The 22,269-nt window shown below is 61.1% G+C and carries 23 protein-coding genes; 8 read left to right on the plus strand and 15 right to left on the minus strand.

Annotated features, from left to right (window positions below; translation table 11 throughout):
• Complete coding sequence (locus ACJ8IM_RS04615) at positions 1-921, minus strand: LysR family transcriptional regulator (protein WP_033654986.1); 921 nt, start codon at positions 919-921, stop codon at positions 1-3.
• 96 nt (positions 922-1,017) lie between these two features.
• Between ACJ8IM_RS04615 and ACJ8IM_RS04620 the strand changes: the two genes are divergently transcribed.
• Positions 1,018-2,016 carry a bile acid:sodium symporter family protein gene (locus ACJ8IM_RS04620; protein WP_033654987.1) on the plus strand — a complete coding sequence of 333 codons (999 nt, stop codon included), beginning with the start codon at positions 1,018-1,020 and terminating at the stop codon, positions 2,014-2,016.
• A 26-nt stretch (positions 2,017-2,042) separates the two neighbouring features.
• Here ACJ8IM_RS04620 and ACJ8IM_RS04625 read toward each other — a convergent pair whose 3' ends face one another.
• From ACJ8IM_RS04625 to zipA, 3 genes are all read right to left on the minus strand, one after another.
• Entirely contained in the window at positions 2,043-2,258 is a 216-nt protein-coding gene (locus ACJ8IM_RS04625) for a DUF3820 family protein (RefSeq protein ID WP_033654988.1), read from the minus strand.
• The gene (gene ligA, locus ACJ8IM_RS04630) at positions 2,258-4,279 is read right to left on the minus strand and encodes an NAD-dependent DNA ligase LigA (RefSeq protein WP_033654989.1); all 2,022 of its coding nucleotides are present in this window, start codon (positions 4,277-4,279) and stop codon (positions 2,258-2,260) included. Before ligA ends, ACJ8IM_RS04625 begins: the two co-directional genes overlap by 1 nt.
• Before the next feature lie 79 nt (positions 4,280-4,358).
• Positions 4,359-5,384: a cell division protein ZipA gene (zipA, locus tag ACJ8IM_RS04635; RefSeq protein WP_033654990.1), complete on the minus strand. Its 1,026-nt coding sequence runs from the start codon at positions 5,382-5,384 to the stop codon at positions 4,359-4,361.
• Between the two features lie 221 nt (positions 5,385-5,605).
• On the opposite strand from zipA, the gene cysZ reads away from it, so the two are divergent.
• The 5 genes from cysZ to crr all read left to right on the plus strand — a co-directional run bounded on the left by cysZ (position 5,606) and on the right by crr (position 10,507).
• Positions 5,606-6,364: a sulfate transporter CysZ gene (gene cysZ / locus ACJ8IM_RS04640; protein WP_033635453.1), complete on the plus strand. Its 759-nt coding sequence runs from the start codon at positions 5,606-5,608 to the stop codon at positions 6,362-6,364.
• 185 nt (positions 6,365-6,549) lie between these two features.
• Positions 6,550-7,518, plus strand: coding sequence for a cysteine synthase A (cysK, locus tag ACJ8IM_RS04645; protein WP_033654991.1), 969 nt, complete (start codon positions 6,550-6,552; stop codon positions 7,516-7,518).
• Between the two features lie 398 nt (positions 7,519-7,916).
• Positions 7,917-8,174, plus strand: a complete 258-nt coding sequence (ptsH, locus tag ACJ8IM_RS04650) for a phosphocarrier protein Hpr (RefSeq protein ID WP_033635455.1) — start codon at positions 7,917-7,919, stop codon at positions 8,172-8,174.
• A gap of 46 nt (positions 8,175-8,220) precedes the next feature.
• A complete protein-coding gene (gene ptsI, locus ACJ8IM_RS04655) occupies positions 8,221-9,948 on the plus strand; it encodes a phosphoenolpyruvate-protein phosphotransferase PtsI (RefSeq protein WP_004936461.1) in 1,728 nt (575 codons plus the stop codon).
• Between the two features lie 49 nt (positions 9,949-9,997).
• Positions 9,998-10,507 (plus strand): PTS glucose transporter subunit IIA, encoded by a 510-nt coding sequence (gene crr, locus ACJ8IM_RS04660; RefSeq protein ID WP_004936467.1) that lies wholly within the window; start codon positions 9,998-10,000, stop codon positions 10,505-10,507.
• A 75-nt stretch (positions 10,508-10,582) separates the two neighbouring features.
• Here crr and ACJ8IM_RS04665 read toward each other — a convergent pair whose 3' ends face one another.
• From ACJ8IM_RS04665 to ACJ8IM_RS04710, 10 genes are all read right to left on the minus strand, one after another.
• Complete coding sequence (locus ACJ8IM_RS04665; RefSeq protein ID WP_033649842.1) at positions 10,583-11,908, minus strand: ATP-binding protein; 1,326 nt, start codon at positions 11,906-11,908, stop codon at positions 10,583-10,585.
• A gap of 6 nt (positions 11,909-11,914) precedes the next feature.
• Positions 11,915-12,595, minus strand: a complete 681-nt coding sequence (locus tag ACJ8IM_RS04670) for a response regulator transcription factor (protein ID WP_033635459.1) — start codon at positions 12,593-12,595, stop codon at positions 11,915-11,917.
• Positions 12,596-12,851: 256 nt separating this feature from the next.
• Positions 12,852-13,733 (minus strand): cysteine synthase CysM, encoded by an 882-nt coding sequence (gene cysM / locus ACJ8IM_RS04675; RefSeq protein ID WP_033638551.1) that lies wholly within the window; start codon positions 13,731-13,733, stop codon positions 12,852-12,854.
• 81 nt (positions 13,734-13,814) lie between these two features.
• On the minus strand, positions 13,815-14,903 hold the full coding sequence (gene cysA, locus ACJ8IM_RS04680; protein ID WP_033635460.1) for a sulfate/thiosulfate ABC transporter ATP-binding protein CysA: 1,089 nt from the start codon (positions 14,901-14,903) through the stop codon (positions 13,815-13,817).
• Entirely contained in the window at positions 14,893-15,768 is an 876-nt protein-coding gene (gene cysW / locus ACJ8IM_RS04685) for a sulfate/thiosulfate ABC transporter permease CysW (protein ID WP_033635461.1), read from the minus strand. The genes cysA and cysW overlap by 11 nt, the downstream gene beginning before the upstream one ends.
• Complete coding sequence (gene cysT / locus ACJ8IM_RS04690) at positions 15,768-16,607, minus strand: sulfate/thiosulfate ABC transporter permease CysT (protein ID WP_004936486.1); 840 nt, start codon at positions 16,605-16,607, stop codon at positions 15,768-15,770. The genes cysW and cysT overlap by 1 nt, the downstream gene beginning before the upstream one ends.
• Entirely contained in the window at positions 16,608-17,630 is a 1,023-nt protein-coding gene (locus ACJ8IM_RS04695; RefSeq protein WP_033635463.1) for a sulfate ABC transporter substrate-binding protein, read from the minus strand.
• 200 nt (positions 17,631-17,830) lie between these two features.
• On the minus strand, positions 17,831-18,730 hold the full coding sequence (locus tag ACJ8IM_RS04700; RefSeq protein ID WP_033635464.1) for a Dyp-type peroxidase: 900 nt from the start codon (positions 18,728-18,730) through the stop codon (positions 17,831-17,833).
• Between the two features lie 182 nt (positions 18,731-18,912).
• On the minus strand, positions 18,913-19,500 hold the full coding sequence (locus ACJ8IM_RS04705) for an RpoE-regulated lipoprotein (RefSeq protein ID WP_033635465.1): 588 nt from the start codon (positions 19,498-19,500) through the stop codon (positions 18,913-18,915).
• A gap of 156 nt (positions 19,501-19,656) precedes the next feature.
• The gene (locus tag ACJ8IM_RS04710) at positions 19,657-20,121 is read right to left on the minus strand and encodes a DUF2919 domain-containing protein (protein ID WP_101455543.1); all 465 of its coding nucleotides are present in this window, start codon (positions 20,119-20,121) and stop codon (positions 19,657-19,659) included.
• Positions 20,122-20,299: 178 nt separating this feature from the next.
• Here ACJ8IM_RS04710 and ACJ8IM_RS04715 point away from each other — a divergent pair, with 178 nt between their 5' ends.
• Entirely contained in the window at positions 20,300-20,698 is a 399-nt protein-coding gene (locus ACJ8IM_RS04715) for a YgiW/YdeI family stress tolerance OB fold protein (protein ID WP_004936500.1), read from the plus strand.
• A gap of 42 nt (positions 20,699-20,740) precedes the next feature.
• Here ACJ8IM_RS04715 and ACJ8IM_RS04720 read toward each other — a convergent pair whose 3' ends face one another.
• Positions 20,741-21,166 carry a GNAT family acetyltransferase gene (locus ACJ8IM_RS04720; RefSeq protein ID WP_004936504.1) on the minus strand — a complete coding sequence of 142 codons (426 nt, stop codon included), beginning with the start codon at positions 21,164-21,166 and terminating at the stop codon, positions 20,741-20,743.
• Positions 21,167-21,370: 204 nt separating this feature from the next.
• Between ACJ8IM_RS04720 and amiA the strand changes: the two genes are divergently transcribed.
• Positions 21,371-22,252 carry an N-acetylmuramoyl-L-alanine amidase AmiA gene (amiA, locus tag ACJ8IM_RS04725; RefSeq protein WP_033654993.1) on the plus strand — a complete coding sequence of 294 codons (882 nt, stop codon included), beginning with the start codon at positions 21,371-21,373 and terminating at the stop codon, positions 22,250-22,252.
• Positions 22,253-22,269 lie beyond the last annotated feature (17 nt).

Raw genomic sequence — 22,269 nt, forward strand, 5'->3', positions numbered from 1 at the left:
TCAATATTCCGCGTTTTCCTGCCGGCGCTGGTGCAGCAGCGCCGCCTGCTGACGCGCGACCTGCCAGATGGCCTCCGCCGCCGGCGTCAGCGAGCGATTTTTACGCCGCACCAGCATCAGCGCGCGATTGATCTCCGGCACCAGCCGCCGCACCCGGAGCCGCCCCCCTTCCGGCAGCGGCAGCGCCAACGCCGGGAAAATGCTGATGCCAATCCCTTCCGCCACCATCGGGAACAGCGTGGCCGGATGGCCGATTTCCTGCACCACCTGCGCCTCGACGCCCTGCTGCCTCAGCGCGCTGTCGATCAACGGCCGGCTACCCGACGCGTAATCCTGCAACACCAGGCGGCAGCCGTTTAACGCCGACCAACGCACCTCTTGCTGCGCAGCAAACGGGTGGTCGTCGCGGCACAGCAGCAGGAACGGTTCATGCAGCACCGCTTCGCACTCCAGATCCACCGCCTGCACCGGATCGACCACGATGCCGAAATCCACCTCGGCGTTGCGCACGCTGTGCAGCACCTGCTGCTGCGCCTGATCGCGCAGCATGATGCGGATCTCCGGGTATTCACGCTCGCCGGCGGCGATGCACTGCGGCATCAGGTGGGCGGAAATGGTCTGGCTGGTCGCCACCCGCACCGTGCCGCTGCGCTGTACGCCAAAGCTGCGCGCGTCCAGCAACGCGGCCTGCAGTTCGTCCAGCAGCCGTTCGACCCGGTTGGCCAGCCGCAGGCCGGCGTCGGTCAACACCACTTCACGCGTGGTGCGATCCAGCAGGCGCACGCCGACCTCCGCCTCCAGCTCTTTCACGCTGTGGCTGACCGCCGATTGCGTCAGGCCGATCGCCTCGCCGGCGCGGCTGAAGCTGCCGTGGCGGGCGACAGCGACGAACACCCGCAGCTGTTTGAGTGAGTAATTCATGTGTTTTATTCATATATAAATTAAATAAATCAATTTAATTATTATATGCCCACGCGGGAGAATAGCCCCATCGATTTTCTACCCGAGCGCATCGCCATGAGATTCCTGCCCGATCGTTTTACCCTGACGCTGATCGCCACCGTGCTGCTGGCTTCTTTCCTGCCGGCGCGCGGCGAGTTCGTCGGCTGGCTCAACGTCCTAACCATCGCCGCCATCGCCCTGCTGTTCTTCATGCACGGCGCCAAGCTGTCGCGCGAGGCCATCCTGGCCGGCAGCAATAACTGGCGGCTGCATCTGTGGGTGATGTTCAGCACCTTCATCATTTTTCCGGCGCTGGGGATGCTGTTCGCCTGGTGGGCGCCGATCGACGTCAGCCCCGAGCTGTACGCCGGTTTCATCTACCTGTGCATCCTGCCCGCCACCGTGCAATCGGCCATCGCCTTCACCTCGCTGGCGGGCGGCAACGTGGCGGCGGCGGTGTGCAGCGCCTCCGCCTCCAGCCTGCTGGGGATCTTCGTGTCGCCGCTGTTGGTTGGCCTGCTGATGAACGTGCACGGCGATACCGGCAGCCTGCGGCAGGTGGGCTCGATCGTGCTGCAACTGCTGGTGCCGTTCGTCGCCGGCCACCTGCTGCGGCCGCTGATCGGCGGCTGGATCGAGCGCCATCGCCCGCTGATCGGCAAAACCGACCAGACCTCGATTCTGCTGGTGGTGTACGCCGCCTTCAGCGAGGCGGTGACGCACGGCATCTGGCATCAGGTGGGGATCGGTTCGCTGGCGTTTATCGTCGGCGGCAGCATCGTGCTGCTGACGATCGTGCTGGTGGTGAACACCTACATGGCGCGCTGGCTGGGATTCAGCAAGGCGGACGAGATCACCATCGTGTTCTGCGGCTCGAAGAAGAGCCTGGCGAACGGCATTCCGATGGCCAATATCCTGTTCCCGGCGGCGACGGTGGGGATCATGGTGCTGCCGCTGATGGTGTTCCATCAGGTGCAGCTGATGACCTGTGCGGTGCTAGCGAAAAGGTATCAGCGCAAGCAGCAGGCGCAACAGGCGGTGCCCAACGCCAACGCGCAGGTGTCGCGCGGGTAAAAAAAGACGGGCCGGGGCCCGTCAGATCAGTTTTTCTTCAGCGGCTTGACCAGGTGGTCAAGCCCTTCGATTTTAATCGCCAGCGTCATCTCCATCAGCATGCCGAGCTTGCCTTTGGGAAATTCACCCTTGCGGGCGAACCACAGCAGGTACTCTTCAGGCAGATCGATCAGCACCCGTCCCTGGTACTTGCCGAACGGCATCACGGTATTGGCGATCTCCAGCAGGTTTTCCTTTTCCATCAGTCACCCAGCAGGCGGATCATCTCCGCTTCGTCGATCACGGCGATACCCAGCTCCTGCGCCTTCGCCAGCTTGGAGCCAGCCGCTTCGCCGGCGATCACCAAATCGGTTTTCTTCGACACGCTGCCGCTGACCTTGGCGCCCAGCGCCGTCAGGCGATCTTTGGCCTCGTCGCGCGACAGCTGGCTCAGCGAGCCGGTCAGCACCACGGTTTTGCCGGCGAACGGGCTGTCTATCTCTTCGGCGACCACCACCACCGGCGCCGGCCAGTGAATACCGATCTCGGCGCCCACCAGCTCGTTGATCACCTGCTGATTGAGCGCTTCATCAAGGAAATTGCGGGTGTGTTTGGCCACCACTTCGCCGACGTCCGGCACCTCTTTCAGCGCCTCGATATCGGCGGCGAACAGCTTCTCGAGCGATCCGAAATGCGCCGCCAGGTTGGCGGCGGTCGCCTCGCCAACCTCGCGAATGCCCAGCGCATACAGGAAACGGGCGAAGGTGGTCTGCTTGGATTTCTCCAGCGCATTGACCAGATTCTGCGCCGATTTCGGCCCCATGCGATCCAGGCCGGTCAGAATGCCGGCGGACAAGCGGAACAGATCGGCCGGGTTCTTCACGTACTCTTTGTCCACCAGCTGCTCGATGATCTTGTCGCCCATGCCTTCAACGTCCAGCGCGCGGCGGGAAACGAAGTGCTTCAACGCCTCTTTGCGCTGCGCGCCGCAGATAAGACCACCGGTGCAGCGCGCTACCGCCTCGCCTTCCACGCGCTCAACGTCGGAGCCGCACACCGGGCAATGCAGCGGGAACACCACTTCGCGCGCATCCTGTGGCCGGCGGTCTTCCAACACCCCCACCACCTGCGGGATCACGTCGCCGGCGCGGCGCACGATCACCGTATCGCCGATGCGCAGCCCCAGACGCTCAATTTCATCGGCGTTGTGCAAGGTGGCGTTGCTGACGGTCACCCCGGCCACCAGCACCGGCTCAAGGCGCGCCACCGGCGTAATCGCGCCGGTGCGGCCAACCTGAAACTCCACTTCGCGCACTACGGTGATCTGCTCCTGCGCCGGGAATTTGAACGCCGTCGCCCAGCGCGGCGCACGCGCCACGAAGCCCAGCGTTTCCTGCAGATCGATGTCGTCAATCTTGATCACCACGCCGTCGATGTCGAAACCGAGCTGCGCGCGGTCCTGCTCGACCTGGCGATAAAACGCCAGCACTTCCTCGCTGCCGGTGCGGCGCTGGGCGCGATCGCTGACCGGCAGGCCCCAGGCCTTGAACTGCATCAGGCGCTCAAAGTGGCTGCGCGGCAGTTCGCCGCCTTCCAGCAGGCCGACGCCGTAGCAGAAGAAGGTCAGCGGGCGTTTGGCGGTAATGCGCGGATCGAGCTGGCGCAGCGAGCCGGCGGCGGCGTTGCGCGGGTTGGCGAACACCTTGCCGTCTTTGCGCCGGGCTTCTTCGTTCATCTGTTCAAAACCGGCCTGCGGCATGAACACTTCCCCACGCACTTCCAGCCGGCGCGGGATGTTGTCCCCGGTCAGGCGCAGCGGAATGGCGCGAATGGTGCGCACGTTGGAGGTGATGTTTTCGCCGGTGGTGCCGTCGCCGCGCGTCGCCGCGCGCACCAGCTCGCCGTCTTCGTACAGCAGGCTGACCGCCAGGCCGTCCAGCTTCAGCTCGCAGCAGAAGGTCAGCGGATCGCTGCTTTTGAGCCTGTCCTGCACGCGCTTGTAAAACGCCAGGAAGCTTTCTTCGTCGAACACGTTGTCCAGCGACAGCATCGGCACTTCGTGGCGCACCTGGTCAAACGCCGCCAGCGGTGCGGCGCCCACGCGCTGGGTCGGCGAATCGGCGGTGATCAACGCCGGATGCGCGCTCTCCAGCTCGCGCAGTTCGCGCATCAGGCGGTCATATTCCGCATCCGGCACTTCCGGCGCATCCAGCACATGATACTGGTATTCATGATGGCGCAATGTGGCTCGTAGTTGATTGATTTGTTGGATTATCGATTCCATGGCTCACCATCAAAGATAAAAAACCCCCGGCTAGCGGGGGCTTTGTTGTTACGGATGTTCTGTGCGCGCGGCAACCCGGTCAGGCGTTGTTTTCCAACACTTCACGGATGCGCGCTTTGTAGGTTTCCAGCTTCTGCGGCGTCATCATGCGGCGCTCGTCGTCCAGCACCACGCCGCCCACGTCGTCGGCGATGCGCTGTGCCGACTGCAGCATCAGCTTGAAGTTCTGATTGGCGTCGCCGTAAGACGGCACCATCATGAACATCGACACGCCCGGCGTGGAGAAGTCGGACATCATGTCAGGATCGAACGATCCCGGCTTGACCATGTTCGCCAGGCTGAACAGCACCGGGCCGCTGCCGGCCGGGCTGATATGGCGGTGGAAGATGCCCATTTCGCCAAACTGGAAGCCGGCCTGCAACACGCTCTGCAGCAGCACTTCGCCGCCGATCACGCCGCCCTGGTGGGCCGCGACGTGCAGCACCAGCACGGTCTCTTTCAGTTTAGCCTGAATTGGCGCAGCCGCCGGCTGCGGTGCAGGTTCCGGCGCAGGCTTCACTTCCGGCGCTTCCGGCGCTGGCTGCACAGGAGCCGACTCGGCGTGGAATGCCGGTTCCGCCACCTGCGGCGCCTCATGTTCATGCGGCAGATCGTCGACGCGCGGCTCACGGCGCGCGGCCGGTTGCGGCTGCTGCGGTTCGGCCGGTTCTTCGTCCGGCGCGTAGTTGTTCAGCAGGATGTCATCATACTCCGGCCGCTGAGACAGCGGAGGCGGCGTCTGATGGGCAGCCGGCTGAACGGCGCGGGGCGCTGGCGCAGCCGCCGGAGCGGGCTTCGGCGCGGCCACGGGTTCTTCGCGTGCGGCATCGAAATGACCGAATGACGGCTCGTCTTGCGGGTGAGCGGCGCGTACGCGCACCTCACCGACGCCTTCTTCGAGATCGTCGATCGGAGTTTGTTCACGTTCCTTTTGGGAACGTTTGGCTGGGCGATCGCGGAAGAGCGCTGACCGTTCTTTGCGACTGGTCCACAGACCGTGCAATAACAGCGCTATTATGGCGATCGCGCCAACAACGATTAATATCAGACGCAAATCCTGCATCATTGCTATCTCTGTTGTTCCAATACATTGCCACCGCGGCAAACATTCACTCTTTAACTCTATTTGCCCGCGCACACAAGTGCAAGTCCGTGCTGAACTTTATGCCAATAAAGATGATTATACTGCCTTTTTCTGCTGGTTTTTCAGCCAACCCTACCCTAGCCAGTGGAAAATCATCCCTATATGATAATGATGCCTGTTCAGACAACGAGATAACTTAAGATATGTCCTATACGCAGCCCCCTTCCCGTTCGACCAGCGGCATTCACTATTTCGCCGAGGGTTGGCGCCTGATTTCGCGCCCGGGGATTAAACGCTATGTGGTCCTGCCGTTGCTGGTCAACGTGCTGCTGATGGGTTCCGCTTTCTGGTGGCTGTTCAGCCAACTCGGCGACTGGATCCCGGCGATGATGAGCCACGTTCCCGACTGGCTGCAATGGTTGAGCTACCTGCTGTGGCCGCTGGCGGTCATTTCGGTGCTGTTGGTGTTCAGCTATCTGTTCAGCACCATCACCAACCTGATCGCCGCGCCGTTCTGCGGCCTGCTGGCCGAGCAGCTCGAAGGCAGCCTGACCGGCAAACCGCTGCCGGACACCGGCCTGCTCGGCATCGCCAAAGATTTGCCGCGCATCATGGCGCGCGAATGGCGCAAGTTGATGTATTACCTGCCGCGCGCGCTGCTGCTGCTGGCGCTGTACTTCGTGCCCGGCATCGGCCAGACGGTGGCGCCGGTGCTGTGGTTCCTGTTCAGCGCCTGGATGCTGGCGATCCAGTATTGCGACTACCCGTTCGACAACCACAAGGTGAGCTTTGCCGACATGCGCCGCGCCTTGCGCCAGCACAAACCCGCTAACCTGCAGTTCGGCGCGCTGGTCAGCCTGTTCACCATGATCCCGATCCTCAACCTGGTGATCCTGCCGGTCGCCGTCTGCGGCGCCACCGCCATGTGGGTCGATCGCTACCGCTCACAGTTCGTCCGATAACCGCCGCTTTTTACCGCCGATAGCGCGGGAATTTTCGACAGGGCGCGCATTTCGCGCCCTTATCATTGTGCTTAAAACTTATTTCCTAATAACATATAGATATACCAATTCTTTACTTCCCTGCCGGTACTGTTAGCGTATGCTTTCGATGTTCCCCACATTTTCATAGAGTTAAAGGACGGGCTATGAGCAAGATATATGAAGACAACTCATTAACAATCGGCCATACGCCGCTGGTTCGTCTGAACCGTATCGGCAACGGACGCATTCTGGCCAAGGTTGAATCACGCAACCCGAGCTTCAGCGTCAAATGCCGCATCGGTGCCAATATGATTTGGGATGCGGAACAACGCGGCGTGCTGACCACCGGCAAAGAGCTGGTGGAGCCGACCAGCGGCAACACCGGCATCGCGCTGGCCTTCGTTGCCGCCGCACGCGGTTACAAGCTGACGCTGACCATGCCGGAAACCATGAGCATCGAGCGCCGCAAGCTGCTCAAGGCGCTCGGCGCCAATCTGGTGCTGACCGAAGGGGCGAAAGGCATGAAAGGCGCTATCGCCAAGGCCGAAGAGATCGTCGCCACCGACCCGAACCGTTACCTGATCCTGCAACAGTTCAGCAACCCGGCCAACCCGGCGATCCATGAAAAAACCACCGGCCCGGAAATCTGGGAAGACACCGACGGCGACGTCGACGTATTCATCTCCGGCGTCGGCACCGGCGGCACGCTGACCGGCGTCAGCCGCTACATCAAGAACACCAAAGGCAAGGCCATCACCACCGTGGCGGTCGAGCCGACCGACTCGCCGGTCATCAGCCAGGCGCTGGCCGGTGAAGAGCTGAAGCCGGGCCCGCACAAGATCCAGGGCATCGGTGCCGGCTTCATTCCGGGCAACCTCGATCTGGATCTGGTGGATCGCGTCGAGAAAGTCTCCAACGACGAGGCCATCAGCATGGCGCGCCGCCTGATGGACGAAGAAGGCATCCTGGCGGGCATTTCCTCCGGCGCAGCGGTCGCGGCGGCGGTGAAACTGGCCGAAGAACCGGCGTTCGCCGACAAGACCATCGTGGTGATCCTGCCCTCTTCCGGCGAACGTTACCTGAGCACCGCGCTGTTCGCCGATCTGTTCACCGAGCAGGAATTGCAGCAGTAATTCCGCCACTGCACAAATCGCTAAAAAAGCACCCTGCGGGGTGCTTTTTTGTGGACTGGATCAAACTTTATAGCAGTCCAAGATTGCTTTTGCCCGCCGGCTTTAGTATTTAACGGTGCATTATTTCGATGCGCAAAATTAATCCCCCCTGAGCCCGGTCAAGGCTGAATCGATTTACTCATCTGTCGCCGACGCGGCGAATCGGGCATAATGGGGAGCGGATTGGAACGACGTCTAAAGCCGAGTTTTTTGATCTGAAGTGCCTAACGCGTCGTTTTCTGTTGCATCAACGTTCGCCCCTGTCCATAGTCAGGCGCTATAACCAGACAAGCTAAAGTCAGGCCCCTGGGCTAAACTTTAGCTCCACAACATTAATCCAATAAGTTGGGGAAACATCAATGTTCCAGCAAGAAGTTACTATTACCGCTCCGAATGGTCTGCATACTCGCCCTGCCGCTCAGTTCGTTAAAGAAGCCAAAGGCTTCGCGTCTGACATCACCGTGACCTCCAACGGCAAAAGCGCCAGCGCTAAAAGCCTGTTCAAACTGCAAACTCTGGGGCTGACTCAAGGGACCGTAGTGACAATCTCCGCTGAAGGTGAAGACGAGCAGAAAGCCGTTGAGCACTTGGTAAAACTGATGGCAGAGCTTGAGTAATCGGCCCGTCTTTTTAGTTAACACCAGTCAAGAGTAAGGTAGGGTTATGATTTCAGGCATTTTAGTATCACCGGGCATCGCTTTTGGTAAGGCTCTCTTGCTGAAAGAAGACGACATCGTCATCAACCGGAAGAAAATCTCTGCTGATCAAGTAGAGCAGGAAGTCTCGCGTTTTCTGGCCGGCCGCGCGAAAGCGTCCGAACAGCTGGAAGCGATCAAGACCAAAGCTGGCGAAACCTTCGGCGAAGAGAAGGAAGCTATCTTCGAAGGCCACATCATGTTGCTGGAAGACGAAGAGCTTGAGCAGGAAATCATAGCCCTAATCAAAGACGATCTGGCCTCCGCAGACGCCGCCGCCTACACCGTGATCGAAGGTCAGGCGAAAGCGCTGGAAGAGCTGGACGACGAGTACCTGAAAGAACGCGCCGCCGACGTGCGCGACATCGGCAAGCGCCTGCTGCAGAACATTCTGGGCATGCCGATCGTCGATCTGGGCTCCATTCAGGACGAAGTGATCCTGGTGGCCACCGATCTGACCCCGTCCGAGACCGCGCAGCTGAACCTGGACAAAGTGCTGGGCTTCATTACCGATCTCGGCGGCCGGACTTCCCACACCTCTATCATGGCGCGCTCCCTGGAGCTGCCGGCGATCGTCGGCACCAGCGACGTGACCAAGCAGGTGAAGAACGACGACTACCTGATTCTGGATGCGGTTAACAACCAGATTTACGTTAACCCGACCGCTGACGTTATCGATCAGCTGAAAGCCGCCCAGAACCAATACATCACCGAGAAAAACGATCTGGCCAAGCTGAAGGACCTGCCGGCGATTACGCTGGACGGCCATCAGGTTGAAGTCTGCGCCAACATCGGCACCGTGCGCGACGTCGCGGGTGCAGAGCGCAACGGCGCGGAAGGCGTCGGCCTGTATCGTACCGAATTCCTGTTCATGGACCGCGACTCGCTGCCGACCGAAGACGAGCAGTTCCAGGCTTATAAAGCCGTGGCGGAAGCCATGGGCTCGCAGGCCGTGATCGTCCGCACCATGGACATCGGCGGCGACAAAGACCTGCCGTACATGAATCTGCCGAAGGAAGAGAACCCGTTCCTCGGCTGGCGCGCCATCCGCATCGCGATGGACCGCCGTGAAATCCTGCACGCCCAGCTGCGCGCCATCCTGCGCGCCTCGGCGTTCGGCAAACTGCGCATCATGTTCCCGATGATCATCTCCGTGGAGGAAGTGCGCGATCTGAAAGGCGAAATCGAGACGCTGAAGGCGCAGCTGCGCGAAGAAGGCAAGGCGTTTGACGAGAGCATCGAAGTGGGCGTGATGGTGGAAACACCGGCTGCGGCGGTCATCGCTCACCACCTGGCGAAAGAAGTCGACTTCTTTAGTATTGGGACAAACGATCTAACCCAGTATACTCTGGCGGTAGATCGCGGCAACGAGCTGATTTCTCATCTCTATAACCCGATGTCCCCATCAGTGCTAGGCCTGATCAAACAGGTTATTGATGCATCTCACGCGGAAGGCAAGTGGACCGGCATGTGCGGCGAACTGGCTGGCGATGAGCGTGCTACACTGTTGTTATTGGGCATGGGGCTGGATGAGTTCAGCATGAGTGCGATTTCAATCCCGCGCATCAAGAAAATTATTCGTAACACGAATTTCGAAGATGTGAAGGCGTTGGCAGCGCAGGCCTTGGCACAGCCAACGGCACAAGACCTGATGAATTGCGTCAATAAATTCATCGAAGAAAAAACGCTCTGCTAAACTTCCACGACACTGGAACGCCGCCCAATTTAATGCTTAGGAGAAGATCATGGGTTTGTTCGATAAACTGAAATCTCTGGTTTCTGATGACAAGAAAGACACGGGCACTATCGAGATCGTCGCTCCCCTTTCTGGCGAAATCGTCAATATCGAAGATGTGCCGGACGTAGTGTTCGCTGAAAAAATCGTTGGCGACGGTATCGCCATCAAACCGGCCGGCAACAAAATGGTTGCTCCGGTTGACGGCACCATCGGCAAGATTTTCGAAACCAACCATGCATTCTCTATCGAATCCGACAGCGGCATTGAGCTGTTCGTCCACTTCGGCATCGATACCGTAGAACTGAAAGGCGAAGGCTTCAAACGCATCGCCGAAGAAGGCCAGCGCGTCAAGAAAGGTGACGTGGTTATCGAGTTCAACCTGCCACTGCTGGAAGAGAAAGCCAAGTCTACCCTGACGCCGGTCGTTATCTCCAACATGGACGAGATCAAAGAGCTGATCAAACTGTCCGGCAGCGTGACCGTTGGCGAAACCCCGATTATCCGCATCAAGAAGTAAGCGCGGATGAGCAAGAAAAACGGCGCCCTCGGCGCCGTTTTTTTATCCCCTTCGTCGTATCCCGATTTCGCTACGTTATGACGGCCAGCGCGGGATGCGCAGGGTAATGACCAGCCCCTCTTTATCGCCGTTGCGCGCCTCAACCTGGCCGCCGTGCGCCAGCACCACCTTGCGGGTAATCGCCAGCCCCAGGCCGTAGCCCTTGCCCGACAGCGCCGACTTCACGCGCACGAACGGATCGAAGATGCTCGACAGCTTCGCCTCCTCGACCCCCGGCCCCTGATCGCTGACGGCGATCTGGAACTGGTTATCGACGCGCGTCAGCGCTACCGTCACCCGCTGGCCGTGGCTGGAAAAGCGCAGCGCATTGCGCACGATGTTGTCCACCGCACGCCGCATCAGCTCCGCATTGCCCTTGACGGTGTACTCCACGTCCGATTCGGCCTGCAGCACGATATCCACGCCGGGCACCTGCGCCTCGTAGCGCGCATCGCTCACCACCGCGTCCACTAACCCATAGAGATCGAAATACTCTTCGTCCGGCAGGCTGCTGTGTTCGGTACGCGACAACGCCAGCAGCTCGCCGATCATTTTGTCCAGCCGCCCCGACTCGTGTTCGATGCGCTTGAGCGAGGTTTCGACATTGCCGGCATTCTGCCGCGCCAGACCGATCGCCAGCTGCAGGCGCGCCAGCGGCGAACGCAGCTCATGCGAAACGTCGTGCAACAGCTGCTCGCGGGCGCTGACCAGCAGCTCCAGCCGCTCGGCCATGGTGTCGAAATCGCGCGCCACGTCGGACAGCTCGTCATGGCGGCGCCGCATTTTCGGAAACAACCGTACCGAGAGATCGCCCTGCGCCACCCGATCCAGGCCGCCGCGCAGCTGACGCATCGGCCGGGTCAGGTTCCAGGCCAGCACGGCGCTGAACAGCAAACCGCCCAGCCCGCCGACCCACAGCATCGGCGCAGGAATGTTGAAGAAGTGGGAACGCCGCTCCGGCCGATACTCTTCCCGCAGCCCGCGCACGTTATAACTCAGCCAGTATCCCTGCCCTTCCCCGGTCTGCACCCAGGCAGAGATCTCTTTCGGCATCCGCCGCCCTTCAAACGCCGGTTCTTCCGGCGCGGGCGGCGGCGGTTGGGTCATCGGCGTCACCGACAGCAAACGCCTGTCGTCCTCGGGCCAGTCGCGCATCAGGGCTTCCAGCGCCGGCATGCCACCGCTGCGCAACTGGGTGGCGGCCGAGGCCAGCTGCAGGCCGATCACCCGCCGCGCCATGGCGTTCTCCGGCGGCACATAGCGATCGCCATAGAGAGAAAACGCCACCCACAGCGCCTGCGTCATGATGAGGAAAGTCAGCCAAAAGCCGAGCAAAATTTTCCAGAACAGTCTTCCGCGCATATCAGGTTACCGAATGCGATAGCCGATGCTGCGCACCGTCTCGATAATGAGCTTACTGCCAGCCAACGCGCTCAGCTTCTGGCGGATATTGCTGATGTGCACGTCCACGCTGCGGTCATAGGCCTCGCGCGGGCGCCCCAGCCCCTTCTCGGACAGTTCGTCCTTCGACACCACGCGATCCGGCGCGCGCAGCAACAGCTCCAGCAGATTGAATTCCGAAGCGGTCAGATCAAACGCCTTGCCGCGCCATTCGCTGCTGCGGGTTGAAGGGTTCAGCGTCAGCTCGCCGAAGCTGATGGCGGCCTCGTCGTCCGCCTCCTGCGGCCGCTCTTCGAACCGGCGCAGCACCGCGCGCAGACGCGCCACCAGTTCGCGCGGGTAGCACGGCTTGGGCATGTAATCGTCGGCGCCCATCTCCAGGCCAATCACCCGATCGATGTTGTCGCCTTTGGCGGTCAGCATGATGATCGGCAGCCGGCTCTTTTTACGCACGTCGCGCAGCACGTCGATGCCGCTCATGTCCGGCAGCATGATATCGAGGATCATCGCGGTATAGTCGCCCGACAGCGCGCCCTCTACTCCCGCCTTGCCGGTCAGCACCAGCGTGGCGTCGAAGCCTTCGCCCGTCAGGTATTCGCTCAGCATGGTGCCAAGCTCCAGGTCATCGTCGACCAATAAAATTTTCATGCCTTGCTCCTTCACCGATTTTCGTTATTTTCCCGCCAATTCCGCCGGCCCGCAGCCGGTTTTACTCAATCCTTACACATCGCGGTTCGCGTCTCGCCACCGTTAGTGTGGCTGCTGTCGCGCGATTTCTCTACTTCAGTCAGGGCATTGGCATGCAGGCAGGCGCCAGCCGCCATGCTGGCGGGGCGGCTATGCCGTCGGTCAAAAGGGAAGCGAGAGGGGTTTCCCGGCGAAACGCGCCGCCGGGAGGGCACATTCAGTCGAACACGCCGGTGGAGAGATAACGGTCACCGCGATCGCAGACGATCGCCACCACGACGCTGCCCGGGTGGGCCGCCGCGACGCGCAGGGCGCCGGCCACCGCGCCGCCGGAGCTGACGCCGCAGAAGATGCCTTCACGCTGCGCCAGCTGGCGCATGGTCTGCTCGGCATCGCGCTGCTCGATATCCAGCACCTGATCCACCAGCTCCGGGCGGAAAATGCCCGGCAGGTAAGCGGGCGCCCAACGGCGAATGCCGGGGATGCTGCTGCCTTCCGCCGGCTGCAGGCCGATGATCTGCACCTGCGGATTCTGGCTCTTCAGATAACCGCCTACGCCGGTAATGGTGCCGGTGGTGCCCATGCTGGAAACAAAGTGGGTGATGCGCCCTTCGGTCTGGCGCCAGATCTCCGGGCCGGTGGTGGTGAAGTGGGCGTAGGGGTTGTCGAGGTTGTTGAACTGGTCCAGCACCTTGCCCTGCCCCTGGCGCTGCATCTCCAGCGCCAGATCGCGCGCCCCTTCCATTCCCTGCTCACGGCTGACCAGGATCAGCTCGGCGCCGTAGGCGCGCATCGCCGCCTGCCGCTCCAGGCTCATGTTCTCCGGCATCAGCAGCTTCAGCGTATAGCCTTTGAGCGCGGCGATCATCGCCAGCGCGATGCCGGTGTTGCCGCTGGTGGCCTCGATCAGCACGTCGCCGGGCTTGATCTCGCCGCGCAGCTCCGCCTGCTGGATCATCGCCAACGCAGCGCGATCCTTCACCGAGCCCGCCGGGTTATTGCCTTCCAGTTTGACCCATACCTCGCTGCCCGCCTGGGCGGCCAGCCGTTGCAGTTGTACCAGCGGGGTATTCCCGATGCATTGTTCGAGCGTTGTCACGATCTTTGCCTGTGTGTTGGTGTGCGTAAAGTAAAAAGGCAACCCGGGGGTTGCCTTGAATAAAAGGGCAGCTAAAACCTATCAGGCGCTTTTGGCTAACGCAACAGGTTGCAGCAGTTGATCGCCGGCATACAGCCGCGCATTGAGGCTGCCGACGTAATAACGGCCGCCGCGCACCGGGGTTGGGTTGCCTTCCGGCAACACCACGCCGATCGGCTCCTGATGCCAGCCGATTGGCTGCACCGTCAACTGCCAGAAGTGGCCACGCGGGCTGACTTCCAGCACCTGCACCGGCAGCGGGCAGCGCTCGCTGCTTTCGGTCGCCACTTCCATTTCCCACGGGCGCAGGAACAGATCGACGCTGCCCTGGTGCATCGGCTGGAACGACAGCGGCCACTGGTGCGCGCCGACGAACAGCTGGGAGCCGCGGATCTCGCCGTTCAGGCGGTTCACTTCCCCCATGAACTCCAGCACGAAGCGGCTGGCCGGTTCGCGCATGATCTCTTCCGGCGAGCCTACCTGTTCGATATTGCCCTGGCTCATCACCACGATGCGGTCGGCCACTTCCATCGCCTCTTCCTGATCGTGGGTGACGAACACGCTGGTGAACTTCAGCTCTTCGTGCAGCTGACGCAGCCAGCGGCGCAGCTCTTTGCGCACCTGCGCATCCAGCGCGCCGAACGGTTCGTCCAGCAGCAGAATTTGCGGTTCCACCGCCAGGGCGCGCGCCAACGCCACGCGCTGTTTCTGGCCGCCGGACAGCTGCGACGGATAGCGGTTGGCCAGGTGGGCCAGCTGCACCATTTCCAGCAGCTGGGTGACTTTCTGTTTGATCGCCGCGGCGTTCGGCCGCTCGCGACGCGGCAGCACGGTCAGGCCGAAGGCGATGTTGTCGAACACCGTCATATGGCGGAACAGCGCATAGTGCTGAAATACGAAGCCCACGCGCCTGTCGCGCGCGTGCATGTGGCTGACGTCAGTGCCGTGGAAGCCCAGCTTGCCGCCGCTCTGGCTTTCCAGCCCGGCGATAATGCGCAGCAGCGTGGTCTTGCCTGAACCGGACGGCCCGAGCAGAGCCACCATCTCACCGGAAGCAATATCGAGCGAGATATCGTTCAATACCTTGGTGCGACCGAAGTACTTGTTGATGCCGTTAATCTCAATGCTCATGATTTTCCTCCCGCTCGAGACGCGCGTTTTGACGTTCCAGACGCCACTGCAGCGCGCTCTTCAAAAATAGGGTAACGATCGCCATCAGGGTCAACAGGGCGGCGGCGGTAAAGGAGCCGACGGTGTTGTAATCCTGCTGCAACAGCTCGACCTGCAGCGGCAGGCTGTAGGTTTCGCCGCGAATCGAACCGGACACCACCGACACCGCGCCGAACTCGCCGATGGCGCGCGCGTTGGTCAGCACCACGCCATACAGCAGCGCCCAGCGAATGTTGGGCAGCGTCACGCGGCGGAACATTTGCCAGCCGGACGCCCCCAGCAGAATGGCGGCCTCGTCTTCCTGGCTGCCCTGGCTGAGCATCATCGGCACCAGCTCGCGCACCACGAAGGGGCAGGTGACGAAAATGGTCACCAGCACCATGCCCGGCCAGGAGAACATGATCTGGATGTTATGCGCATCCAGCCAGCCGCCCAGCAGGCCGTTGCTGCCGTAAAACAGCAGATAAATCAGCCCCGCCACCACCGGTGAAACGGCGAACGGGATATCGATCAGCGTCAGCAGCAGCTGGCGGCCGGGGAAAGTGAAGCGCGTCACCAGCCACGCCAGCAACGTGCCGAACACCAGGTTGAACGGCACGGTGATCAGCGCGATCAACACCGTCAGCCAAATGGCGTGCAGCATGTCCGGATCGAGCAAGTTGCTCCACATCGCGCCGAATCCTTTGGAAAAGGCCTCGGCGAAAATCGATATCATCGGCACCACCAGCAGCAGCACCGAGAACAGCGCGCCGATGGCGATCAGCGTCCACTTGCCCCAGTTGACGCGCGGGCGCTCGGCGCCGTTGAAGGCGGAAACATCAGCCATCAGTGCCCTCCTCCCAAACGTCTGCCGAAGCGGCTTTGCAAGACGTTAATGCTGAACAGCAGCAGCAGCGACGCCGCCAGGATCACCGAGGCGATGGCGCTGGCCGCCGGATAATCGAACTCCTGCAAACGCACAAAAATCATCAGCGAGGTCACTTCCGTCTTCCAGGCGATGTTGCCGGCGATGAAAATCACCGCGCCAAACTCGCCCAGGCTGCGGGTAAAGGAGATGGCGGTGCCGGCCAGCAGCGCCGGCGCCACCTCAGGCAATACCACACGGCGGAAGCTCTGCCAGCGCGTGGCGCCCAGCGTCTCGGCCGCCTCTTCGTATTCCGGCCCCAGCTCTTCCAGAACCGGTTGCACGGTGCGCACCACAAACGGCAGGCTGGTGAACGCCATCGCTACCGCGATCCCAAGCCAGGTAAAGGTGACCTTGATGTCGAAGTGCGCCAGCCACTGACCGTACCAGCCGGTGGTGGAAAACAGCCCCGCCAGCGTCAGGCCGGCCACCGCGGTCGGCAGCGCGAACGGCAGATCGATCAGGCCGTCCAGCAGCGAGCGGCCGGGAAAACGGTAGCGCGTCAGGATCCAGGCCATCAGCATGCCGAACACCGCGTTGAACAGGCTGGCGACGCCGGCCGCCAGCAGCGTCACTTTATACGCCGCCACCACCTGCGGGTTGGAAATCACTTCCCAGTATTGCGCCAGGCTCATCTGCGCCAGCTGCATCACCAGCGCGCTGAGCGGCAGCAGCAGGATCAAACAGGTATAAAACAGGCTGCTGCCGAGGCTGAGGCCAAATCCGGGCAGCACCCGCTTACTGGACGACAACGCCAACATTTACTTGCGCCCTGCCGCTAACAGCTGATCCAGCTCGCCGCCGGTGGCGAAGTGGGTTTTCATCACCTGCGGCCAGCCGCCGAATTGATCTTCCACGCGGAACAGTTGGGTATCCGGGAATTGCCCCTTCGCCGCCGCCATCGCTTTCTGGTCATACACGCGGTAGTAGAAGCTGGTGATCACCTGCTGCGCCGCCGGGCTGTAGAGATAGTTCAGATAGGCTTTGGCCGCCTGTTCGGTGCCGTTGCGCTCGACGTTTTTGTCGATCCAGGCCACCGGGAACTCCGCCAGAATATCGACCGGCGGCACGATCACTTCGTACTTGTCTTCACCGTATTGCTTGCGGATGTTGTTCACTTCGGACTCGAAGCTGATCAGCACGTCGCCCAAGCCGCGCTCGACGAAGGTGGTGGTCGCGCCGCGGCCGCCGGTATCGAACACCAGCACGTTTTTCAGGAAGCGGGTCATGAAGGCGCGGGTCTTGGCCGCGTCGTTGCCGTCGGCCTGGCTGGCGGCGCCCCAGGCGGCCAGATAGGTGTAACGGCCGTTGCCGGAGGTTTTCGGGTTCGGGAACACCAGCTTCACGTCGTCGCGCACCAGATCGTTCCAGGTGTGGATGCCCTTCGGGTTATCCTTGCGCACCAGAAACGCCATGGTGGAATAGAACGGCGAACTGTTGTTCGGCAGGCGCGCCTGCCAGTCCGCCGGGATCAGCTGCCCGCGATCGTGCAGGATTTGCACGTCGGTGACCTGGTTATACGTCACCACGTCGGCGCGCAGGCCCTGCAGGATCGCCAGCGCCTGCTTGGAGGAACCGGCATGCGATTGTTTGATGGTCAGCTTATCGTTCGGATGCTGTTGATTCCACTGCTGTTCAAAGCCGGGATTCAGCGCGACGAACAATTCACGGGAAACGTCATAAGAGCTGTTCAGCAATTCCGCCGCCGACGCGGCGCCGCTCGCCAACAGCGCAGCCGCCAGCCAACCTTTCAGCACGAGATTTTTAACCCGGTTTTGTTTCATTCTGCACCTTATCACTGAGTCATTCCTTCAGGCTTTCGCCTTATTGACGACCAGTGTATTTATAACTCGGTGCGGAGCTGTAACGCTTTTATATACCGTTTAGTGATTTACAAGCATCAAACGCTATAAGGCAGGGAATGCGAGGCGTTTTGGGGCGGGGAAACGGACCGAAGCCGGGCGAGCCGGCTTCGGCAACGGCGTCAAAGTGACAGCAGGCGAGTCAGCGATGGCGCGAAGTAGTAGCTGCCGGTGACCGCGCGGCTGAAACGCAGCATGGCGTCGCGTTTGCCGTCCAGATCGCCGAACATGCTCAGCAGCTGCTGCTCGATATTGTGCAGGCGCGCGCAATACGCGATGAAGAACAGGCCGTGCTTGCCGCTGGCGGTGCCGTAAGGCAGGCTCTGGCGCAGAATTTTCAGGCCTTTGCCATCCTCTTTCAGATCGACGCGGCTGACGTGCGAGGTATCCGGGCGCTGGTCGGCCGGCAGCTCTTCGCTGTCGTGCTTGGTGCGGCCGATGATCTGCTCCTGCTGTTCGGTGGTAAAGCGCTGCCACTGGCGCAGGTTGTGCTCGTAGCGCTGCACCAGCACGTAGCTGCCGCCTGCGTCCTCTTCGCCTTCGGCGATCGTCGCCACTGCCGGGCGCTGCTCGCCCTGCGGATTTTCGGTGCCGTCGATGAAGCCGCTCAAATCGCGCTCTTCCACCCAGCGGAAACCGTGGGTTTCTTCTTCAATCTTGATGGCGTTGCCGAACGCCGCCAGTGCCGCCTGCGCCAGCGTGAAGTTGACGTCGTGACGCAGCGACTGGATGTGGATCAGCATATCGCGCTGGGTGGCCGGCGCCAGCCCTTTGCCGAGCGGCGTGAACGGTTTCAGCTCTTGCGCGCCCTGGCCGCTGGAGAGATCGTGCCAAACGTCGTAGCCGAAAGCGATCACCGCGCCGAGGCGCGCATCGGGGAACTGCTGCTGCAGCTCGCTCAGCGTCTGACAAAACTGCTTGCAGCCCTGGCGCAAGTCGGCGAATTCACCCTGTACGCTGGCTTCCATAAAAATGGCGAAACGGCAGTGCTCCAGCAGAATGCCGCTCTGAACCTGTGTCATGTTGTTATCCTCAATACCAGAATCCGGCAACAGGTAAGATATGGCGGTTGACGCGCGGGTTCCCTGTTACAAACGCGCGCTATCATACCGCAAGCACGGGCGCTTGCCTTGCAGCAGCGCAAAGAAAATAGGGGTAATGGCTTGAAAAAGCAGACGCCGTGAACCGGCGCCCGTTGAACATGTTACTGCTGCGGTTTGGCGTGCCAGATGATTTTGCTGACCGTCCAGCTTTTCAGGGTGTCGTCCGGCGGGATGATATCCTGCGCCCCTGCCCACTTGCCGCTGAAAATGTAGGTGACGTACTTGCTCTGCTCCGCCACGCACTCCACTTTACCGGCGTCTTCGCCGCTGCCCGGTTTACAGGAACCGAACGCCTTGCTGTACATGTCTCCGAACGGCGTGCCGAGCTTGTTACCCCACTCCGTCGCCACTTGCGGATCCAGCACGTCTACCCGCTGCAGGCGCCCTTTCGGTTCGCCGGTGATCACCAGCTTCACCTCGTCGCCGGACAGCGCCTGGTAATAAGAGACGATCTGGCCGTTGCTGGTCGCCATGCCGCCGCGCAGGCGGTAGTTGCCGTCCAGCCCGTCGTTGATGGCGCTTTCCGACATCGGCGTGCCGGCGTTGAGCTTGCCGACGCCCTTGGCGCCGACCTCCAGGCTGCTGCCGAACCAGTTGAACGGCGACAGGCTGGACCAGGAAAAATTGGACATGCTCGAACAGCCGGTCAGTAACAGCGGAAGCCCTAACAGCAGGGGGCGAATATTCATCTCTAGCTCCTTAAACATCAATGGCACGGGGCGGTAACCCGCCCCCGCCGCACTCGGCATTTTGCTGCGTGCCAGCCTCTCACAACGGCCCGCACTACGCCAACGGTTGCCAGCTTGGAGTGCGGAAAATGCGAAAAGTGCCGCACTTCTCGGCAATTAGTCGGCGTGCTCCGCCGGCGCAAAGCAGGCTTTCAGGCGCGCATTCAGCAACAGATAGCTTAGCGCCAGCGCATCGAGCAGCGCCAACGCCAGCTCCAGCCCCGGCGCATCGCCGTCCTGGTGCCACAGGCTGAACAGCGAGCCGCCGAGCGACGCCAGCAGGGAGACAGCCAGCCCCCAGCGCCAGCCGCGCCACAGCCGCGGCCATTGGTGGCGGCGGCCGCTCAGCAAAAACGCCAGCGCCGCCGGCAGGCCGAGCAGCATGCCGTACCAAAAACGTTGGGTATCCGGATAAAATAGCGCCAGCAGGCTTTCGCCCTGCTCGCGCGAAGCGCCGGCCATCACGAACAGCAGCCAGGTGCGCGCCTGCAAAATCAACACGGCCCAAAATCCCAGCGGCAGCCGCAGCGCGCCGTGCTGGTCGTAATCGTCCGGGGAAAACCGGGGTAAGAATGGCTTCAACGATCGTTCCTTGCCAACAGAATAAAGACTATGGCTACAGATGGGCGCCGGCGGCGGGAATTTCAATGCGTCGGCTTAAGAAGCTCTTAAGATCGGTGTGTTTTAATCGTTAGCACTTAACAAGCAGCCCGATATCAGCGGGATGTGATTTTCGATAACGATGATAAGGAAGCGCAACATGAAAAAACTGACTCTGGCCGCTCTGATCGCGCTGTGCAGCGCACCGGTACTGGCGCAGCAAGGCGGGTTCCTCGATCCGGCCGCGCCGCAGGCCCAAACGCAACCCGCTCCTCAGGGCGGTTTCTCCGGCCCCAGCGCGGCGCTGACCACCGTGGACAAGGTGAAATCGCTGAGCGATGACACCTGGGTGATGCTGCAGGGCAATATCGAGCAGCGCATCGGCGACGACACCTATACCTTCCGCGATGCCACCGGCACGCTGACGGTCGAAATCGATCGCAAGCGCTGGAACGGCCAAACCGTTACGCCGAAAGACAAGGTGCAGTTGGAAGGCAAAGTGGATAAAGACTGGAGCAGCGTCGAAGTGGACGTGAAAACCGTCAAAAAGCTGCCGTAATGCACTGCGGCGGGCGGTGCAACGCCGCCGCCCGCCGCCCGCTCAATATTCCTGATCTTCGATCAGCCGCTTGCCCAGGCTGGTGATGCCCTGGATCTCGTAGCCGAGCTTCTCGTACATCTCGACCACCGTGTCGTTGTCTTCGCGCACCATAATCTGGATCTTCGGGCAGCCACGGGCGATCAATTTCTTCTCCAGACGGTTGATCAACGCATTGGCGATGCCGCGCCCGCGATAGTCGGGATGCACCCCGAGGTAATACGCCGAGCCGCGGTGGCCGTCATAGCCGCCCATCACCGAACCGACCACTTCGCCGCCGACTTCCGCCACCAGGAACAGCTCCGGATCGTGGTTCAGCTTGCGCTCGATGTCCATTTCCGGATCGTTCCAGGGCCGCAGCAGATCGCAGCGCTCCCACAGGGTAATGACTTCTTCAAAGTCGTCTTGTCGAAATACGCGAATTTCCATCGATGTTGGCCGCTGTTAATTAAGGTGTTTATCTGATTATCGCGTGATTATTCACTTACGCAATATCAAACTGCGATTTACCGCGCTATTTGCCCAGAAATCGCCGGTAACAGGCGTAATAAATGGAAATAGTTATCGGGTCGATTAATGATTATCAATACGATATAACGTCGCAAAATAGAAACGTCGACGGAGCATTGCGTAATGAAAAAGCAGGGTAAACCCTTCCTCAATTTTAAACCGCTTGCCGTTTCCCCGACGCGACGCCAACTTTTGCTTTCCGGCCTGGCGGTGGCGCTGCTCGGCGTGAAAAGCCAACGCGCCAGGGCGGAAGGCCTGCTGCGCAATCAACACAGCAAGCCGGCGGCGAAACCGGCCGGAGCCAAGAAGCTGGTGATGATCGATCCCGGCCACGGCGGCATCGACTCCGGCGCGGTCGGCCACGAAGGCTCGCAGGAAAAACACATCGTGCTGGAAATCGCCAACCACGTGCGCCGTTTCCTGCATGAGCGCGATCACGTCGAGGCGCGCCTGACGCGTGAAGAAGACGAGTTCATTCCGCTGTTCCAGCGGGTGGAGATCGCCCACCAGCACCAGGCCGACCTGTTCATTTCGATTCACGCCGACGGCTTTACCAGCCCGTCGGCCTCCGGCGCTTCGGTGTTCGCCCTGTCCAACCGCGGCGCCAGCAGCGCCATGGCGCGCTACCTGTCCAACCGTGAAAACGCCGCCGACGACGTGGCGGGCGGCAAATACAAGGATCAGGACAACTACCTGCAGCAGGTGCTGTTCGATCTGGTGCAAACCGACACCATCAACAACAGCCTGACGCTCGGCCGCCACGTGCTCGGCCAAATTCGCCCAGTACACCATCTGCACAGCGACAGCACCGAACAGGCGGCGTTTGCGGTGTTGAAATCGCCGTCCATTCCCTCGGTGCTGGTGGAAACCTCGTTCATCACCAACCCGAACGAAGAGCGGCTGCTGGGCACCACCGCGTTTCGCGAGAAGATTGCCCGCGCCATCGCGGACGGCATCGTTAACTTCTTCGACTACTTCGACGCCCACCAACGCAAACCCCGCTGATGCCGCGGGCGGCGAAT

The sequence above is a fragment of the Serratia sp. CY33525 genome (assembly GCF_052169115.1).
Classification (GTDB): Bacteria; Pseudomonadota; Gammaproteobacteria; order Enterobacterales; family Enterobacteriaceae; genus Serratia; species Serratia sarumanii.

Coding starts and splice junctions, on each gene's coding strand:
- ACJ8IM_RS04615 (WP_033654986.1), bottom strand. CDS start 921: ATGAATTACTCACTCAAACAGCTGCGGGTGTTCGTCGCTGTCGCCCGC.
- ACJ8IM_RS04620 (WP_033654987.1), top strand. CDS start 1,018: ATGAGATTCCTGCCCGATCGTTTTACCCTGACGCTGATCGCCACCGTG.
- ACJ8IM_RS04625 (WP_033654988.1), bottom strand. CDS start 2,258: ATGGAAAAGGAAAACCTGCTGGAGATCGCCAATACCGTGATGCCGTTC.
- ligA (WP_033654989.1), bottom strand. CDS start 4,279: ATGGAATCGATAATCCAACAAATCAATCAACTACGAGCCACATTGCGC.
- zipA (WP_033654990.1), bottom strand. CDS start 5,384: ATGATGCAGGATTTGCGTCTGATATTAATCGTTGTTGGCGCGATCGCC.
- cysZ (WP_033635453.1), top strand. CDS start 5,606: ATGTCCTATACGCAGCCCCCTTCCCGTTCGACCAGCGGCATTCACTAT.
- cysK (WP_033654991.1), top strand. CDS start 6,550: ATGAGCAAGATATATGAAGACAACTCATTAACAATCGGCCATACGCCG.
- ptsH (WP_033635455.1), top strand. CDS start 7,917: ATGTTCCAGCAAGAAGTTACTATTACCGCTCCGAATGGTCTGCATACT.
- ptsI (WP_004936461.1), top strand. CDS start 8,221: ATGATTTCAGGCATTTTAGTATCACCGGGCATCGCTTTTGGTAAGGCT.
- crr (WP_004936467.1), top strand. CDS start 9,998: ATGGGTTTGTTCGATAAACTGAAATCTCTGGTTTCTGATGACAAGAAA.
- ACJ8IM_RS04665 (WP_033649842.1), bottom strand. CDS start 11,908: ATGCGCGGAAGACTGTTCTGGAAAATTTTGCTCGGCTTTTGGCTGACT.
- ACJ8IM_RS04670 (WP_033635459.1), bottom strand. CDS start 12,595: ATGAAAATTTTATTGGTCGACGATGACCTGGAGCTTGGCACCATGCTG.
- cysA (WP_033635460.1), bottom strand. CDS start 14,903: ATGAGCATTGAGATTAACGGCATCAACAAGTACTTCGGTCGCACCAAG.
- cysW (WP_033635461.1), bottom strand. CDS start 15,768: ATGGCTGATGTTTCCGCCTTCAACGGCGCCGAGCGCCCGCGCGTCAAC.
- cysT (WP_004936486.1), bottom strand. CDS start 16,607: ATGTTGGCGTTGTCGTCCAGTAAGCGGGTGCTGCCCGGATTTGGCCTC.
- ACJ8IM_RS04695 (WP_033635463.1), bottom strand. CDS start 17,630: ATGAAACAAAACCGGGTTAAAAATCTCGTGCTGAAAGGTTGGCTGGCG.
- ACJ8IM_RS04700 (WP_033635464.1), bottom strand. CDS start 18,730: ATGACACAGGTTCAGAGCGGCATTCTGCTGGAGCACTGCCGTTTCGCC.
- ACJ8IM_RS04705 (WP_033635465.1), bottom strand. CDS start 19,500: ATGAATATTCGCCCCCTGCTGTTAGGGCTTCCGCTGTTACTGACCGGC.
- ACJ8IM_RS04715 (WP_004936500.1), top strand. CDS start 20,300: ATGAAAAAACTGACTCTGGCCGCTCTGATCGCGCTGTGCAGCGCACCG.
- ACJ8IM_RS04720 (WP_004936504.1), bottom strand. CDS start 21,166: ATGGAAATTCGCGTATTTCGACAAGACGACTTTGAAGAAGTCATTACC.
- amiA (WP_033654993.1), top strand. CDS start 21,371: ATGAAAAAGCAGGGTAAACCCTTCCTCAATTTTAAACCGCTTGCCGTT.